This is a genomic window from Halalkalicoccus jeotgali B3 (assembly GCF_000196895.1).
In the GTDB taxonomy this organism is placed as follows: domain Archaea; phylum Halobacteriota; class Halobacteria; order Halobacteriales; family Halalkalicoccaceae; genus Halalkalicoccus; species Halalkalicoccus jeotgali.
On sequence record NC_014297.1, the window covers coordinates 1,998,914 to 2,013,895 of the forward strand.

Genomic DNA, 14,982 nt, shown 5'->3' on the forward strand with positions numbered 1-14,982 from the left:
GCTACTGGGTCTTCCAGGCGGGGACGTCCATCGCGGAGGTGAGACGCTGGAACAGCGACTGGCCGCGAGGGGCACCCTCGCCGACGTCGTACTCGCTGTCGAGGGTGCCGTCGGGTCGGGCCGACAGCAGCGTCACCTCGGTGGCCTCGGCCCGCCGGGCGACCTCCTCGGAGACGGCCCCGGTCGTGGTGATGATGATCGGGTGGGCGCCGACATCGCTCGCGAGGTCGCGAAACGCCGCGACGTGCTTCTCGGTCGGGCGCTCGGCGATCGCGACGACGCGCCGATCGCCCATCAGCGGGTCCTCGGCGAAGACGTGGACCGGGTAGGTGGTCCCGTCGCCCTCGACGGTGGTGTCGACGCTCACCTCGAAGCGCCGTTCCTCTAAGCTGTCGGCAGCGGCCTCGCGAGCCAGCCGGTGGCGGTCGGTCCACTCGCGCCCGTCGTCGGTGATCTGGTAGCGATAGAGCGCCCGCTCGATGGTCTCTGCGGGCGGGAACATATATAGGCAGTCACGACACCATAGGCGGTCTTCGGGCGTCTCGAAGACCTCCCCACACTCCTTGCAGACGTACTGTTGTCGCCGCGAGAGGCCCTCCTCGCGGACCGTCGTCTCACAGTCGGGACACGCGAGGTCGCCCTCGTCCTCGAAGTACGATTCGGGTGCAGCGTACCCACAGGCCTGGTGTTCGAGGACGGTCGTCTCGACGGCGTGTGCGGATTCACAGGCCGGACACGCGGTCGTATACTGCATTCCCTGTGTATCACATTCCGGACAGCTATAGACTTTCGAGACGAACTCCCCTTCGAGTACCCCCCGAGCTCCGTACCGTTCGAGGACGTCGACGACGTCAGGATCCCGGTCGTCGAGCAGCCGTTCGGCGGTCGGGTACTCGACCGCACCGCCCGGCCCGGTCTCGGGTGTGAACTCGTTCGTCCCCTCGGAGAGTTCGGTCAGCAGTCGCAGCTCGCCTGGCGAAACCATGGTCGTACTGGAACGCTTCGTGCCGATACGTATAGAACCCCACGTATCCGTCCGGCCGAGTGGGACGGTCGATCCTTCGACACGGCTAAAAGTACCGCCCGACAACTGACGGTGATGACCGACCGGCAGGTGCCACAGGAGACGACGGCGGGCTCGGTTCGCCTCGTCGGCACCGCCCACATCTCCGCGGACAGCGTCACCGAAGTCGAGGAGACCATCGAGCGCGAGCGTCCCGACGTCGTTGCCGTCGAACTCGACGAGGGACGATACCGCCAGCTCAAAGGCGAGCTTCCCGACGATCTCGACGCCGGGGACCTGCTCCGTGGCAACACCGTCTTCCAGTTCCTGGCTTACTGGATGCTCTCGTACGTCCAGACCCGCTTGGGCGAGCGCTTCGACATCGAACCCGGGGCGGACATGCGCGCCGCCGTCGAGACCGCCGAGTCCCTGGGGCTGGGCGTCGCCCTGGTCGACCGGGAGATCCAGACGACGATCCAGCGCTTCTGGGCGCGCATGACGCTTCTCGAGAAGCTCAAACTCGTCGGCAGCCTGTTTCTGGGGATGTTCGGTTTCGGCGCCGGCGAGGAGGAGGAACTCGACATGGCGGAGCTGACCGACGCCGACGTGGTGACCGCGATGATGGCCGAGTTTCGCCGGTTCTCGCCGGGCGGCGCCGAGGCGCTGATCGACGAGCGCGACGCCTACATCGCCCACAAGCTGCTCGCGCTTCGCGAGGGGGGCCACGACGTGATCGCCGTCGTCGGGGCGGGCCACCGCGAGGGGATCGAACGCTATCTCGCGGATCCCGCGAGCCTGCCGCCGATGGCGTCGCTGGTGGGCAAACAGACGGGACGGCGCTTTTCGATCTACAAGGCCGTCGGCTACCTGATCGCGATCGCCTTTCTCGCCTTCTTCTTCCTGCTCGTGATGGCCGGCGCACAGAGCGACTTCCTCCTCAGAGTGTTCGCCGCGTGGTTCCTCTTCAACGGCGTCTTCGCCTTTTCGCTCGCGAAGCTCGCGGGCGCTCACTGGCCCAGCGCGACCGTCGGGGGCGCCATCGCGTGGATGACCAGCATCAACCCGCTGTTGGCACCGGGCTGGTTCGCGGGCTACGTCGAACTGCGCTACCAGCGGGTCAACGTCGCCGACATCGGAACGTTGAACGAGATCCTCGCCGATGAGGAGAGTCCCATCACCGACCTGTTCGGACGGCTACTGGATGTGCCGCTGTTCCGGCTGATCGCTGTCGTCGCCGCGACGAACATCGGAAGCATCATCGCCACGTTGCTCTTCCCGCTGGTGGTGTTGCCGTGGCTCGCCGCGGACGTCGGCGGTGTGGGTGCGATCGCGGACCTGATGGTCGAGGGCGCGAGAAACAGCGCCGAACTGGTCTGGAGGGCCGTCTCGTGAGCGCGATCGCCGGGATCCGCTTCGGGAGCCGGGAGATCAGGGACCTCCTGCTCGCGTGGGTCGCGCTCGGGGTCGCCTTCGCGCTGTTTTTCGCCGGCGGCGCGGCGGGCGTCCAGCGCGGGGGCTTTCTCCCCCTGCTCGTGATCAGCATGCTCACCGCCGGGGTGGGCTTTCTGCTTCACGAACTCGCCCACAAGGTCGTCGCGGTGCGGTTCGGCCAGCAGGCGGCCTTCCGGGCCGACTACAGCATGCTGGGACTCGCCGTCGTGAGCGCGATGGCCGGGTTCATCTTCGCGGCCCCCGGTGCGGTGTATCACCGCGGGCGGATCACGAAGCGCGAAAACGGCCTGATCGCGGTGGCCGGTCCCGTGACGAACCTCGTGCTGGCCCTGCTGTTCGCCCCTCTCCTGCTTGCCCCCGTCGAGTTCGTCGCCCGACTGGGCCTCTACGGGGTCGGGATCAACCTCCTGCTGGCGGCGTTCAACATGCTTCCCTTCGGCCCGCTCGACGGTCGGACGGTCCTCTCATGGAGCCTGCCCGCGTTCTTGCTGGCGTTTATCGTGAGCGCGGGCCTCGCGGTCGGGGCAGCCGTCGTCTTCTTCCTGTAGTACCGCTCACTCGATCGAGACACACTGTCCCGTGTGTCGAGCACGCTCGGCCAGCCGTTCGACTCGTTCGTCGGTCGCCGGATGCGTCGAAAACACCCGCTCTAAAGGGCTCTCCTCGCGGACGACCGGGAGCCGGAACGGGCCGACGCGAGGCTGGGAGGCGCGGTCGATCCGCCGCAGGGCCCGCGCCAGCGCCAGCGGATCGCCGGTCACGTCGGCGGCGCGGTCGTCGGCGGCGATCTCGCGGCGACGCGAGCGGGCCCGCGCCAGCGCCGTGAGCACGAGAGCGACCAGACCGACGCCCGCACCCAATGCCGCCCGGAGCCTGAGGACGGGGTTGTCCCGGCGACCGGTCAGCAGGGCCAGTCCGTAGCCGATTCCCGTGAGCGCGAGCGCAAACGGGGCCGCGAGGACGAGGGCCACCCCCAGAAGCGTTTGGACCGACGCGAAGACCAGCGACCGGACCAGTCCGTCGTCGTTCTCGAGGTGGGCGAGTTCGTGGGCGACGATCCCGGTCAGTTCGTCCGCCGAGAGCAGCCCCAACAGCCCGACATCGAGGACGATCGCGCCCCGTCGGGAACTGCCCACCGCGAGGGCGTTGGGCGCGCCCAGCGACGCGACGAACACCGACGGCGGGTCGAGGTCCATCGCCTTCGAGAGGGCGTCGATCTGCCGGTGGAGCCGGGGGGCGCGCTCGCGACCCAGAGGACGCGCGTCGAGGCTGCGAAGCAGTCCCCGCGTGCCGAAGCGATAGCTCAGATAGCCCGAAAGGAGGGTCCCAACCAGCAACCCCCCGAGGAGGGTCGGCGGATCGAGCGCACCGAGGACGGCGACCAGCCCCCGGTAGAGCAGGTAGGCGGCCCCGAGGTAGCCCCCCAGTACCGCGACGGCGAGCAGACCGGCGAGCGTGCGGCGTCCCATATCGGAGGGAGGCGGCGCGGGCCCAAACGCGTGTCGGGCCGGGGGACCGAAACGGTGGGCTTTTGCCTGCACCGGACGCCCAGTCGGCCATGAACGAGGAGACGGAGGAACTCACCTACTCGGGATCGGGTGTCGATATCGCCGACAGCGAGGCCGCGACGGCGGCGCTGGTCTCGGCGGTCGGCGGGGGCGACTCGGATACGGATAGCGATTATGCGGGGTTGCTCGACATCGGCGAGCGGTATCTGGCGCTCGCGACCGACGGGGTCGGCACCAAGTTGCTCGTCGCCGAAGCGCTCGAAGACTACTCCACCATCGGTATCGACTGTATCGCGATGAACGCCAACGACCTGGTCGCGGCGGGCGTCGAGCCGGTCGCCTTCGTCGATTACCTCGCGGTCGAACGGCCCGACGAGGACGTCGCCGAACAGGTCGGCGAGGGCCTCGCGGCGGGCGCCGAGAAAGCCGACCTCACGCTGGTCGGCGGGGAGACCGCGGTGATGCCCGACGTGATCCGCGGGCTCGACCTTGCGGGGACCTGTGCGGGCCTGGCTCCCAAAGAGGCGGTCTTCGAGGGCCGGGCGAAACCGGGCGACGCACTCGTCGGGTGGGCGTCCTCGGGAATCCACTCGAACGGCCTGACGCTCGCCCGCGAGGCCGCGACCCGCGAGGGCGGATACGACGACGCGTTTCCCGACGAGGGCTACGACACCGTCGGCGAGGCGCTTTTGGAACCCACTCGGATCTACACCGAGCTGCTGGAGCCGATGCGTGCCCACGGGGTCCGGGGCGCGGCCCACATCACCGGCGGCGGGTGGAGTAACCTCGAGCGCCTCGGCGATCGGAACTACGTCATCGAGGACCCCCATCCGGCCCAGCCGGTCTTCGGGTTCGTCCAGTCGGCGGGCGTCACCGACGAGGAGATGCACCGCACCTTCAACATGGGAACGGGCTTCGTCGCGGCGGTGTCCGACACCGGGGCGGCCGAAGCGCTCGCCGGGGAGACCGACGGACGGGTGATCGGCGTCGTCGAGGAGGGGTCGGGGGTCGATATCCGCGGGTTGACGCTCTAGAAGACCGAGCGGTCGTCGACGGAGTCGACCTCCTCGTTGAGGATCGCGACGAGGTTCGCGTACGGGACGAACGCGATCAGTTCCTCCTCGTCGGTGTAGAGTTCGACACCGTTTTCGGTCTGTTCGTAGCTCGCACAGTCGAAATCGCCCTCGGGAAGGATCGCGCGGAACATGGTATGAGTAAGGCTCGGCAGGCACTTTAACGTATCACCGGACCCGAGAACCGAGCATCCATCGCGGTGGCGGGCCGGCGCGACGGGATCGCGCCGGCTTTTTCGAGGAGGTTTTTCGAGGAGCGGCTTCCACGGCGCGGCCTATGGCCGCGCGAAGAAACCCGACGAAAAAAGGCCCATTAGCACCGCCGCTCGCAGATCCGGTCGACGATCCGCCCCGTCGAGAGGAGTTCGCCGTCGTAGGCGGGGTCCCGTGGGGATGCGCGTCGTACGCCACAATCGATCCCCCGATCGCCGAGCGCGCGTTCGATCGCCGCCTCGTCGTGGTGCTGGTCGTGGCCCAGCACGATCACGTCGGGGTCGATCTCCTCGATGGGGACGAAGATATCCGACTCGTGGCCCAATAGCGCGTGATCGACGACCTCCAGGGCCCCGATCATGTCCCGGCGCTGGCGGCCGTCGAGGACCGGGGCTCGCTTGTGGGTGACGTTCGCGCTCCGGGCGACGATGACGTACAGTTCGTCACCCATCCGGGCGGCCTCCTCAAGGTAGTGGATGTGGCCCGGATGCAACAGATCGAAGGTCCCCTGTGCGAGCGCCCTCACCATCGGCGGCGCCCCTCCTCTTTCAGTTCGCGGTCGATGTCCTGCTGGTCGAAGTCGAAGAATCGCTCCTCGGGCAACGAGACGTCGAGCACGTCGAGGTCGCGGGGCTCGCCGCGCGAGTCGAACGCTCGCCAGGAGTCGTGACGGTAGGGTGCGCCGAGGATGATGTGGACCGATCCGCGGCCAAACGTCCCCAGATCGGCGTCGCTGGGTTCGAGCACGCCGTTGGGGTGTGAGTGGATCGAGCCGATCCCCGAGAGATCGTTGGGGATCATGTTCGTCTTGACGGTCGCGCTCACGGGGTTCGATTCGGTGCCGGGGATCACGAGGACGTCGGTGATGACGGTGCCGTCGCGATCCAGTCCGAGCGAGCGGGCGTCCTCGCCGCGGAGCATCCCCATATACTCGTCGGGATGGGTTTCGGCCGACGCCGAGAGGGCAAAATCGAGCGTGTCGGCCGCGATGCCGAGGATCTCGCTCGATCGAAACAGCGACCGGAACAGTCCCATACACCACCTCGCCGGCGGCGCGTACTAACGGTTGCGAAACCCCCGAGCGTGCTTGACAACCGTTAAACCGAGCGCTCACAAAGGGAGGTCTAATGACAGTAGAACCCGAGTTCGAGGACGTCGTCGTCTCCGAACTCGACCCGGCGTGTACGGCCGAGGACCTCGATTCGGAGGGTGCGTATCTCGCAACCGTCAACGGCGTCGTCGAGTACGGCGTCTTCGTCGACCTCTCGGAGGAGGTCTCCGGGCTCGTCCACGAGTCCACCCTCGACGAGGAGTACGCCGTCGGCGACCGACTCGTCGTCAGACTCGATCAGATCCGCGAGAACGGCGACATCGCCTTCGAACCCGCGGGGATCGACCCCGAGTCGGCGACCGTCGAGACGGTGGCACACAGCTACGAGATCACCCCCACCGCGAAACTAACGGAACGCGAATCGGCCCACCTCGAGGGCGAGGTCGTCCAGATCAAACAGACCGGCGGGCCGACGGTCTTTCAGGTCCGCGACGGGAGCGGGATCGTCCCCTGTACCGCCTTCGAGGGGGCCGGCGTCCGGGCATACACCGACGTCGAGGTCGGCGATCTCGTCCACGTCTCGGGGGAGGTCGAGCGTCGAAACGGCGGCCGGCAGGTCGAAGTCGAGACACTCGACGTCCTCGAAGGCGAGCAGGCGACGGAGTCGAAAGCGCGCCTCGCCGACGCCACGGAAGAGCGCGCCCGGCCCCACGAGATCGAACCGCTGATCGAGTGGCCCGCCCTCTCGCCCATGCTCTCGGGACTGGAGGAGGTCGCCGAGTTGATCCGGCGGACGGTCCTCGAAGGTCGCCCGGTCCGGATGCGCCACCACGCCGACGGCGACGGGATGTGCGCCGCCGTTCCGGTCGCGCTCGCCATCGAGCGCTTCATCGAGGAGGTCCACGAGGACGACGACGCCGCCCAGCACCTGCTCAAGCGTCTGCCGAGCAAGGCCCCGTTCTACGAGATGGAAGACGCCACGCGCGATCTCAACTACTCGCTTGGCGACCGGGCGCGCCACGGCCAGAAGCTCCCCCTCCTTTTGATGCTCGACAACGGCAGCACCGAGGAGGACGTCCCGGCCTACGAGACGCTCGCCCACTACGACATCCCGATCGCCGCCGTCGATCACCACCACCCCGACCCCGAGGCGGTCGAGGACCTGCTCGCGGCCCACGTCAATCCCTACCTGCACGGCGAGGACTACCGGATCACGACGGGGATGCTCTGTGTCGAACTCGCACGGATGATCGACCCGACGATCACCGACGAGTTGCGCCACGTTCCCGCGGTCGCGGGCATCGCGGACCGTTCGAAGGCCGACGCGATGGAGCGCTATCTCGAGTTGGCTCACGAGGAGGGCTACGACGAGAGCGATCTCGAAGACATCAGCGAGGCGCTCGATTACGCCGCCCACTGGCTGCGCTACAGCGCCGGCCGCTCACTCATCGCGGACGTGCTCGATCTGAGCGACGGCGAGTATCACGCGGACCTCGTCGACTTTCTCGCCGAGCGCGCCCAGCGCGACATCGACGAGCAACTCGATGCGGCGATGCCACACCTCGAACGCGAACGGCTCGATAACGGCGCGCACCTCTGTCGGATCGACGTCGAGAACCACGCCCATCGCTTTACGTTCCCTGCACCCGGCACCACGACCGGCGAGATCCACGACCGGATCGTCGAGGAGACGGGCGATCCCGTCATCACGATCGGCTACGGCCCCGACTTCGCTGTCCTCCGGAGCGACGGCGTTCGCCTCGACATCCCGCGGATGGTGAGCGAACTCACCGAGGAGATCGACGGCGGCGGGGTCTCGGGCGGCGGTCATCTGGTGGTCGGCTCGATCAAGTTCGTCAAGGGGATGCGCGAGGAGGTACTGGACGCGCTGGTCGAGAAGATGGACGAAGCCGAGATCGACGAGGCCCTTTCGAGTGCGGAGACGGTCACCGATCGCTAGTCGAAGCGGAGCACCCGCGAGCCGACCAGCACCGCACCGCCGGTCGCGGCGGCAACCCCGAGTCCGAGCCCGACCGGAAGCGACGGACGCCCGCCGCCGCCGTCCTCCCAGTCGGTCTCGAAGACCGTCGCGAAGTGGCCCGCGATCGCCTCGCTCTCGACGATCAGCGCCACCTCGCGGTTGTTCTCGACCGAGTTCGCGTTCCAGTTGAGGCTGCCGACCATCGCGGTGTGGTCGTCGACGACGACGCCCTTGGCGTGGAGCTTCTCGAAGCGTTCGGAGTCGACCAGCCGCGCCTCGATCGGCAATCCACCCGCCTCGGCCTGATCCTCGAGCCACCGAACGAGTTCGCGGTTTTCCTCCTCGACGTACCACGACGAATCGAGCAGGATTCGCACCTCGACGCCCCGCTTTGCGGCGTCGACCGCCGCCTCGAGGAAGGCGTGGTCGCGGGCGATCGTCGGCTGTTGGATCCGGATCGACTCCTCGGCTTCCGAAAGCAGCGACAGCGTCTCCACCTCTGCGTTGTCCGGCGCGGTGACGACCCGGACCGACTCGACCTCGGCCGTCGTCGGTTCGAACCGATCGGCAAACTCTCCGTCGGGCGGATCGGCCTCGACCAGTGTCCCCGCGAGCGAGCGGTCCCACGGGGCGGTGTCCTCCCAGCCCGCGTCGGCCTCGAAGACCGCCGCGAGCTCCGTGGCGACCGCCTCGCCCTCGACGACGACGCCCCAGCCGCGACTCGACTCCCCGCCGGTCCCCGCGGGCTTCCAGTTCTCGGTCATGACCAGCGCCCGGTCGTCGACGACGGCGTACTTGGGGTGATGATACCGATAGCGCCTCGCCGACCCCTCGAAGACCCGCACCTCGACGCCCGCCGCCGAGAGTCGATCGAGCGCCGCCGCCTCCGCTTTCGACTGGCCGCCGACGGGCGTTCCATCGACCAGCACGCGCACCTCGACACCGCGCTCGTGGGCGGCGATCAGCGATTCGAGCGCGCGCTCGGAGTGAAAGGAGTAGCCCGCCAGATAGAGGCGCTCGTCGGCGTCCCGGAGGGTTTCGATCGGCGTCTCGGGGGAATCGGGCAGGCTGAAGGCCGTCGCGCGCTCGGCGGGGAGATCGCGCGCGTCGAACTCCGTCGCCCCCCGAGGTCGCCACTCCCATCCGTCGTCCGCGAGGATCCAGCGCTCGCCGTCCGGGGCGCGCTCGTAGGTCGCCTCGTCGACGGGTTCGGAGTTCCGACGGAGGCGGATCGTCTCGCCCGATTGGGCCATCTCGAAGCGCTCGGGGAGTTCGTAGACGGGGTATTCGACCATCTCGCGGGTCGTCTCGGGCGTGCGCGAAAAGGCGACGGTCCCCGATACTGTTTCGGTACCCAACGGCGTGCTCGTCTCCCCGTCGGCCAGCGAGAACGCCGCCAGATCGCTCTCGGCGGGAAACGCCACGACGACGTACTCGCCGGCGTTATCCGGATGGTGGGTGTTGGGATAGATCTCGACGATGCTCGCCCCGGTCGGCGCGCCGGCGGCGCTGCCGGTACCGAGACACGCGATCAGGAGTACACAGCCGAAGAGTGCGACGTACGACCGGGACACACCGCGGGTGGTCCCCTCCTAGAACAAGAAGGTTCGGCGCTCAGGCGACCTTTCGCGCCTCGGACTGGACGAGAAAGGCCCGGTCGTCGGCGTACGGTTCGACCGCCTCGAGGGCGTCTTCGGTTCCGATCTGGTTGAGCGCCCACGCGGCGCTCGCCCGAACGGAATCGGCGTCGTCGTCCTCGAGAACGTCCGACAGCGGCGAGATAGCCCGCGTATCGCCGATCAGCCCAAGCGAGCGGGCCGCGGCGCTTCGAACCTCGGGGTTCTCGGAGGTCAGTCGGTCCGCGACGGCCTGGGTGGCCTCCTCGCTGCCGATCTCGCCGAGCGCCTTCAGCGTCACGAGCTGGAGCTTCGGGTCGCCGTCGGACGCAGCGTACTCGGTGAGCATCTCGACGGAGTCGTCGCTCCCGATCTTGCCGAGCGCCGTGATCGCGGGCTTGTCGCGCTTGTTCGCACGCTGGGTCATCACGTCGAGGGCCTCGACGGCGCCCATTCGCGTGAGCGACTCGATACAGTGGCGCTCCATGAACTCGGAGCCGAGTTGGTCGAGCGCAAGGAGAATGGGTTCGGCCTCGCCGCGCTTCTCGTAGACCTTGATGGCATGCCACTCGGGCGGGTAGTCCTTGCGGTGGTCCAAAACGTCATAGAAGCCGTGAGCGGCGAGTTTCTCGCGAGTCGTGAGATCGTCCCACTCCTCGGCGTCCTCGATCCCGGCCTGAAGCTCCTCGACGGCGTCGAGCAACGCGGCGATCTCCTCCTCATCCTCGTCGGGGTCGAGCGAGGCGTCCCCGACCGCCGCGGCGGCGGATTCGAGCGTCGTCACGAGACTGGCGGGCTCCTCGCCGTCGAGGCCGAGGTCGGTCCCGAGGATCTCGTTTTCGCGCTCGATGAACGCTTCGACGGGGGCGACGAGTTCCGCCTCGCCCGTCTCGGTCCAGCGCGTCTCATCGATGGTGGTGCCGGCCTCCTCAATCCCCTCGATGACGTCCTCGCTGTACGGTCCGCGCTGGGATTCGAGGTCGTCCTGCAGGTCCGAGAGGCGCGATTCGAGGCGTTCGCGGGGGTCTTCGGCCTCCTCCTCGTCTTCGTCCTCGTCCGCTTCGGGTTCGGGCAGATCGGCTTCCTCTAAGTCGTCGCCGATCGAGACGAGCGTCGCCGAAACGTCGTCGAGGTCCGACTCGGTTTCGGCCTCCTCGAGGGCGGCCTCGGCGCCGTCGAGTCGCTCGTCGAGCGACTCCTCGGTGAGCGGTTCGGTCAGCGCGGTCGACTCCTCGCCTCCCTCTTCCGGCTCGTCAGCGTCGCCGCCGGCTTCGTCGTTGCTTTCGCGTTCCTCGGTCTCGGTGCTCTCGTCTTCGGTGTCGCCGTCGGCCGGCGTCTCGGGGGTCTCGTCGGCGTCCTCGCCCTGTGTCTCATCGGGAGCCTCCTCTTCCTCGGGAGGGGCCTCGCTCTCGTCGGGGGCGTCCTCGCTCATACAGGGAGGTCCGGCCGAGCGACCTATGAGCGTTTCCCTTCCCCAGCGCGCTCGGCCTCGCCCCAGTAGAGCCACGGTCCCAACAGGAGGTAGGCGAGCGACAGCGTCACCAGCGCGACGGGGAACATCCCGCCCTGAAAGCCGGGGATCAGAACGGCCAGCACGTGGACGACGCCCATCAGTACGGCGTCTCGTGCGAGCAGGTCGGGGTACTCGATCGAGGAGACCATCAGATAACAGAACGCCACGGTAATCGCGAGCACCGCTGCCGGCGCCTCGATCCCAGCCAGAACCGCCGCCCCGAGGGCCGTCGCCGCGAGCGTGCTCGGCGCGCCCAGCGTCGTCGTGTGGGCCGCGTCGTAAGCGGTATACAGCCCCAGTCTGACGACGGCCATCGCGACGAACAACGCCGGGATCCCGAAGACGATCACCGCGGAGGCTTCGGTCACCCCATCCACGGCGAGCGTGACCGCCAGCATGGCCGGCGCGACCCCGAAGGAGGCGACGTCGGCAAGCGAATCGAGGTACGGACCGGCGGGCGTACCACCGTAGCGCCGGGCGAGCACGCCGTCGAGACCGTCGAGCACCGCCGCCAGCAGGACCAACCGCGCCGCGGCCGCGACGTCGGTCGTCGCGAGCGCCGCCGCCAGAAAGCCAAGCGCGGCGTTGCCAACCGTCACCGCGTCCGCGACCCCGAGTCGGCCGACAAAGCGGGGCGCGAGATCCATATCCCCCGCTCACACACCGCCCTTTTATCGGTTGTGGATCGATCACCGCTCGGGCGCCCAACCGACAGTCTATAGACCGTCGACCCCCGAGGCCGACGCATGCAACGGCGCGCGTTTCTCGCTGCCATCGGCGGTGGCTCACTCGCCGCCCTCGCAGGCTGTACCGCCGTCGCGAGCCTGACCGAGAGCCACGACGTCGGCATGAGCGCCCACGAGTTCCTGCCCGACACCTACACCGTCGAGGTCGGCGACACCGTGATTTGGGAGAACACCGGCTCGCGGGCCCACACCATCACCGCCTACGACGGGGGCCAGCCCGATGGTGCGGCGTTCTTTTCAACGGGAGCCTTCGAGGGCGAGAACGCGGCCCGGAAGGCGTGGTACGACGACCGCGAGGGGTCGATCTACACCGGCGACCGGTTCGAACACACCTTCGAGGTGTCCGGCGAGCACAACTACTACTGCATCCCCCACGAACGCGGCGGGATGGTCGGGCGGATCGTCGTCGAAAAGTAGCGAACGCGACCGAGCGCCGGTTACGCCTCGACGTCCGATTCGTCGACGTCGACGGCCGTCTCCTCTTCCTCTGCGACCTCTTCCGGTCGCGCTTCGAGGGTGAGCTTCTGGATCTCCACTCTTCGGAGGGGGTAGATCGTCTTGGCCTCGCCGTAGATCGCACTCGAGAGTCGGCCCTCGATGACGCTGTCGACGAGCCCCTCGAAGGTGCGCTCGGCGCCTGCTTCGCGGACCATCTCGATCATTCGGTTCCGGATGGCGTGTTCCTGGCTGTGGTCTGCCTTCTTGGTCGTGAAGGCGACGGGCTGGACCTGCACGCGGTAGTCGTCGGTCGTCAGGACCGTGACGTAGGCGTCGATCTTCGAGGCGCCCCGTCGTACGAGGCTGCGCAGGTAATCGCGCGTCAGTTCGTGTTTCGTAAACTCGGTGTACGCCGAGTCGCTCCCCACGTCGTTGATCTTGAACGTGAGCTTGATGTTGTTCTCGCTTGCGTTGTTCGTCAGCTCGCCGAGCGTCGTCTCGAGGTTACGGCCGAGGAGCTGATCGGGTTCGTTCGCGGGTGATTGGCCGAGTTCGGCCCGGTCGAACTGTTCGGGCGCGAGCACGGTGTACCACCGTTTCTGTTGCTGCTGTCGGGAAACTGATCGTTCACTCATGATTGGTTGCTGTGATTTTGTCTGAAAGCTGTGCTACCTCGTCGGCGACCGCGAGGTTCACGACGTAGTCGTCGGTCGTGGTCCGCAGGCCGCCGGTCGAATCGCGCGTGATCGTCGTGACCACCCGTCCGTCCTCGATGTGCGTCTCCATCTCCGGGGTGTTGTCCGGCGTGATCGAGCGCGCGACGAGGGCAGGGTCGTCGTGGGTCGTCCGGATCTCGATGCGTTTCATGCTATCGCCTCCCGGAAGGACTCGAGAAAGGCCTCGGGGGGACAATCGAAGCGGGCGACACCTCGTGTGGAGGTGCCCCCGCCGGTCCCGTCGACCGCGCCGGCGGCGTCGGCCATCGCCTCGCCGGTCCCTGCGGTGGCACTCGAAAGGCCCGCCGCGCCCGCCGTCGTATCGGAAACGACGAGGACGACGGGTTCGGGCGAGCGAAAGTCCCGGAGGAGACGGGCGATCGTCTCGACTGGTCCCCCGGCGATCCGGGCGACGAAGAGGCCGTCGTACCGGCCCGTGTCGGCCTCGCGGATCGCCTCGTGGGCCGCCTTCGAGTGGGCACGCCACGCGTCGAGGGCGGGCGTGCGCACGTCGTGGCCCGTCGCGAGCGCGAGGGCAAGGCCCGGCGCGTCGCCGGCGAGACAGTCGAGCACGTCAGCGAACCCCTCCGCGGTTTCGAAGGGGCCCTCGGGGGTGACGTGTGGGCGAAGCGCCCGCTCGATGGCGGTTGCGGCGCGCTCGCTCGCGGCGTCTGCGCCAACGGTTTCGAGCGCGGTCAGCGAGGCCACCGCCCGGTCGTCGTCGACGAGGTCTGCGAGTTCGGCCCCTGCGGCCGTCTCGTCGCCCGAGAACGCCGCGTGAAACAGCGTCGAGTGGGCAAGCCCGTCGGGGAGATCGGCCGTGGGGATCCCCACGCCGTCTCGCCGTTCGAGGTCGGTCTCGGGATCGTCGCCCCCGAGCAGGCGTCCGGCGAGTTCGAGTCCGGGATCGGGGTCGCAGTCGAGGTCGCGTGCGAGATCGGCCGCGGCGGCGGTCGCCGGGCGCTCGTCCGCGAATCCGTCGGGAAAACCGATCGGGACGGTCGCCTCGTCGGGCGGGTCCTCGACGAGCGGGACCACGCGGGCCTGATACGGGATCGATCGGGACGAGAGCGCTCGCAGGAGCACTCCGGCGGCGGCGATAGCCTCGCCGTCCGCACGCGGGGCTACCCGGACGAACGCCGAGTCCGTGAGGCGGGCGGCGAGATCGCGCTCCGATCGACCCGTGGCGGCCATTATTCGAGGAGTTCCTGGGCGTTTCGGTAGGTGTAGCGGAAGTCCATGGGCAGCTCGTCGCCGCGGTAGTAGTTGACGAGCCGGCGGACTTTCGCCTCCGTGTTCTGGAGTGCGCGCTTGTTCTGGGCGTCCTGCTGGTTGTCCTGCATGTGCTCGCGCAGGCGGATCGCCCGCTCCATCAGGTTCCGGAGGTCCTCGGGGACCTCGGGCGAGGCGTCGTTCTCCTCTAAGATCTCGCCGACCTTCTTGTCGGTGGCGAGTTTGACGTTCGGGATCGGGGTCCCTTTGACGCCCTCGTCGCGCAGTTTCATGCCGATCTGGCTGGGGTCGTGGCCCTGTTCTGCGAGTTCGACGACGCGCGATTCGATCTCGCTTGCGTCGACGTCGCTCCATTCCGGTGGTTCGTCTGCCGCCGGCCGGTCCGAACCGGACGAGCCGCGACGGCGTGTATGCATTCGTGCCATAGTCGAGGATAGGA

17 protein-coding genes are annotated in these 14,982 nt (G+C 68.1%); 5 read left to right on the forward strand and 12 right to left on the reverse strand.

What is annotated here, in order from left to right; all coding sequences use genetic code 11:
• Position 1: 1 nt before the first annotated feature.
• A complete protein-coding gene (locus tag HACJB3_RS10420) occupies positions 2 to 985 on the reverse strand; it encodes a TackOD1 domain-containing metal-binding protein (protein WP_008416936.1) in 984 nt (327 codons plus the stop codon).
• Between the two features lie 114 nt (positions 986 to 1,099).
• Here HACJB3_RS10420 and HACJB3_RS10425 point away from each other — a divergent pair, with 114 nt between their 5' ends.
• A complete protein-coding gene (locus HACJB3_RS10425; protein WP_008416935.1) occupies positions 1,100 to 2,395 on the forward strand; it encodes a TraB/GumN family protein in 1,296 nt (431 codons plus the stop codon).
• The gene (locus tag HACJB3_RS10430; RefSeq protein ID WP_008416933.1) at positions 2,392 to 3,003 is read left to right on the forward strand and encodes a Zn-dependent protease; all 612 of its coding nucleotides are present in this window, start codon (positions 2,392 to 2,394) and stop codon (positions 3,001 to 3,003) included. The genes HACJB3_RS10425 and HACJB3_RS10430 overlap by 4 nt, the downstream gene beginning before the upstream one ends.
• Before the next feature lie 6 nt (positions 3,004 to 3,009).
• Here the strand turns inward: HACJB3_RS10430 and HACJB3_RS10435 are convergent, their stop codons facing one another.
• Complete coding sequence (locus HACJB3_RS10435; protein ID WP_008416931.1) at positions 3,010 to 3,924, reverse strand: M48 family metallopeptidase; 915 nt, start codon at positions 3,922 to 3,924, stop codon at positions 3,010 to 3,012.
• Positions 3,925 to 4,013: 89 nt separating this feature from the next.
• On the opposite strand from HACJB3_RS10435, the gene purM reads away from it, so the two are divergent.
• Positions 4,014 to 4,997: a phosphoribosylformylglycinamidine cyclo-ligase gene (purM, locus tag HACJB3_RS10440; protein WP_008416930.1), complete on the forward strand. Its 984-nt coding sequence runs from the start codon at positions 4,014 to 4,016 to the stop codon at positions 4,995 to 4,997.
• Here the strand turns inward: purM and HACJB3_RS20205 are convergent.
• From HACJB3_RS20205 to HACJB3_RS10450, 3 genes are all read right to left on the reverse strand, one after another.
• Positions 4,994 to 5,170 carry a hypothetical protein gene (locus HACJB3_RS20205; RefSeq protein WP_008416929.1) on the reverse strand — a complete coding sequence of 59 codons (177 nt, stop codon included), beginning with the start codon at positions 5,168 to 5,170 and terminating at the stop codon, positions 4,994 to 4,996. The genes purM and HACJB3_RS20205 overlap by 4 nt on opposite strands.
• A 179-nt stretch (positions 5,171 to 5,349) precedes the next feature.
• Positions 5,350 to 5,778: an adenylyltransferase/cytidyltransferase family protein gene (locus HACJB3_RS10445; RefSeq protein WP_008416928.1), complete on the reverse strand. Its 429-nt coding sequence runs from the start codon at positions 5,776 to 5,778 to the stop codon at positions 5,350 to 5,352.
• Complete coding sequence (locus HACJB3_RS10450) at positions 5,772 to 6,284, reverse strand: Mov34/MPN/PAD-1 family protein (protein WP_008416927.1); 513 nt, start codon at positions 6,282 to 6,284, stop codon at positions 5,772 to 5,774. The genes HACJB3_RS10445 and HACJB3_RS10450 overlap by 7 nt, the downstream gene beginning before the upstream one ends.
• Before the next feature lie 92 nt (positions 6,285 to 6,376).
• Here HACJB3_RS10450 and HACJB3_RS10455 point away from each other — a divergent pair, with 92 nt between their 5' ends.
• Complete coding sequence (locus tag HACJB3_RS10455) at positions 6,377 to 8,260, forward strand: DHH family phosphoesterase (protein ID WP_008416926.1); 1,884 nt, start codon at positions 6,377 to 6,379, stop codon at positions 8,258 to 8,260.
• Here the strand turns inward: HACJB3_RS10455 and HACJB3_RS10460 are convergent.
• Genes HACJB3_RS10460 through HACJB3_RS10470 form a run of 3 tightly spaced genes read right to left on the reverse strand, consistent with a single transcriptional unit; the run spans position 8,257 to position 12,057 of the window.
• The gene (locus HACJB3_RS10460) at positions 8,257 to 9,855 is read right to left on the reverse strand and encodes a phospholipase D-like domain-containing protein (RefSeq protein WP_008416925.1); all 1,599 of its coding nucleotides are present in this window, start codon (positions 9,853 to 9,855) and stop codon (positions 8,257 to 8,259) included. The genes HACJB3_RS10455 and HACJB3_RS10460 overlap by 4 nt on opposite strands.
• A gap of 40 nt (positions 9,856 to 9,895) precedes the next feature.
• Positions 9,896 to 11,329, reverse strand: a complete 1,434-nt coding sequence (locus HACJB3_RS10465; protein WP_008416924.1) for a HEAT repeat domain-containing protein — start codon at positions 11,327 to 11,329, stop codon at positions 9,896 to 9,898.
• Positions 11,330 to 11,352: 23 nt separating this feature from the next.
• Positions 11,353 to 12,057 (reverse strand): protein sorting system archaetidylserine synthase, encoded by a 705-nt coding sequence (locus HACJB3_RS10470; RefSeq protein WP_008416923.1) that lies wholly within the window; start codon positions 12,055 to 12,057, stop codon positions 11,353 to 11,355.
• 99 nt (positions 12,058 to 12,156) lie between these two features.
• On the opposite strand from HACJB3_RS10470, the gene HACJB3_RS10475 reads away from it, so the two are divergent.
• A complete protein-coding gene (locus tag HACJB3_RS10475; RefSeq protein ID WP_008416922.1) occupies positions 12,157 to 12,573 on the forward strand; it encodes a cupredoxin domain-containing protein in 417 nt (138 codons plus the stop codon).
• 20 nt (positions 12,574 to 12,593) lie between these two features.
• Here the strand turns inward: HACJB3_RS10475 and HACJB3_RS10480 are convergent, their stop codons facing one another.
• Genes HACJB3_RS10480 through HACJB3_RS10495 form a run of 4 tightly spaced genes read right to left on the reverse strand, consistent with a single transcriptional unit; the run spans position 12,594 to position 14,968 of the window.
• Positions 12,594 to 13,229, reverse strand: coding sequence for a 30S ribosomal protein S3ae (locus HACJB3_RS10480; RefSeq protein WP_049934411.1), 636 nt, complete (start codon positions 13,227 to 13,229; stop codon positions 12,594 to 12,596).
• On the reverse strand, positions 13,222 to 13,461 hold the full coding sequence (locus tag HACJB3_RS10485) for a KEOPS complex subunit Pcc1 (RefSeq protein ID WP_008416919.1): 240 nt from the start codon (positions 13,459 to 13,461) through the stop codon (positions 13,222 to 13,224). Before HACJB3_RS10485 ends, HACJB3_RS10480 begins: the two co-directional genes overlap by 8 nt.
• On the reverse strand, positions 13,458 to 14,504 hold the full coding sequence (locus tag HACJB3_RS10490) for a hypothetical protein (protein WP_008416917.1): 1,047 nt from the start codon (positions 14,502 to 14,504) through the stop codon (positions 13,458 to 13,460). The genes HACJB3_RS10485 and HACJB3_RS10490 overlap by 4 nt, the downstream gene beginning before the upstream one ends.
• A complete protein-coding gene (locus tag HACJB3_RS10495; RefSeq protein ID WP_008416915.1) occupies positions 14,504 to 14,968 on the reverse strand; it encodes a 30S ribosomal protein S15 in 465 nt (154 codons plus the stop codon). Before HACJB3_RS10495 ends, HACJB3_RS10490 begins: the two co-directional genes overlap by 1 nt.
• Between the last annotated feature and the right edge of the window lie 14 nt (positions 14,969 to 14,982).

Coding starts and splice junctions, on each gene's coding strand:
- HACJB3_RS10475 (WP_008416922.1), top strand. CDS start 12,157: ATGCAACGGCGCGCGTTTCTCGCTGCCATCGGCGGTGGCTCACTCGCC.
- HACJB3_RS10495 (WP_008416915.1), bottom strand. CDS start 14,968: ATGGCACGAATGCATACACGCCGTCGCGGCTCGTCCGGTTCGGACCGG.
- HACJB3_RS10465 (WP_008416924.1), bottom strand. CDS start 11,329: ATGAGCGAGGACGCCCCCGACGAGAGCGAGGCCCCTCCCGAGGAAGAG.
- HACJB3_RS10470 (WP_008416923.1), bottom strand. CDS start 12,057: ATGGATCTCGCGCCCCGCTTTGTCGGCCGACTCGGGGTCGCGGACGCG.
- HACJB3_RS10450 (WP_008416927.1), bottom strand. CDS start 6,284: ATGGGACTGTTCCGGTCGCTGTTTCGATCGAGCGAGATCCTCGGCATC.
- HACJB3_RS10445 (WP_008416928.1), bottom strand. CDS start 5,778: ATGGTGAGGGCGCTCGCACAGGGGACCTTCGATCTGTTGCATCCGGGC.
- HACJB3_RS10425 (WP_008416935.1), top strand. CDS start 1,100: ATGACCGACCGGCAGGTGCCACAGGAGACGACGGCGGGCTCGGTTCGC.
- HACJB3_RS10490 (WP_008416917.1), bottom strand. CDS start 14,504: ATGGCCGCCACGGGTCGATCGGAGCGCGATCTCGCCGCCCGCCTCACG.
- HACJB3_RS10420 (WP_008416936.1), bottom strand. CDS start 985: ATGGTTTCGCCAGGCGAGCTGCGACTGCTGACCGAACTCTCCGAGGGG.
- HACJB3_RS10485 (WP_008416919.1), bottom strand. CDS start 13,461: ATGAAACGCATCGAGATCCGGACGACCCACGACGACCCTGCCCTCGTC.
- HACJB3_RS10435 (WP_008416931.1), bottom strand. CDS start 3,924: ATGGGACGCCGCACGCTCGCCGGTCTGCTCGCCGTCGCGGTACTGGGG.
- HACJB3_RS10455 (WP_008416926.1), top strand. CDS start 6,377: ATGACAGTAGAACCCGAGTTCGAGGACGTCGTCGTCTCCGAACTCGAC.
- HACJB3_RS10480 (WP_049934411.1), bottom strand. CDS start 13,229: ATGAGTGAACGATCAGTTTCCCGACAGCAGCAACAGAAACGGTGGTAC.
- HACJB3_RS20205 (WP_008416929.1), bottom strand. CDS start 5,170: ATGTTCCGCGCGATCCTTCCCGAGGGCGATTTCGACTGTGCGAGCTAC.
- purM (WP_008416930.1), top strand. CDS start 4,014: ATGAACGAGGAGACGGAGGAACTCACCTACTCGGGATCGGGTGTCGAT.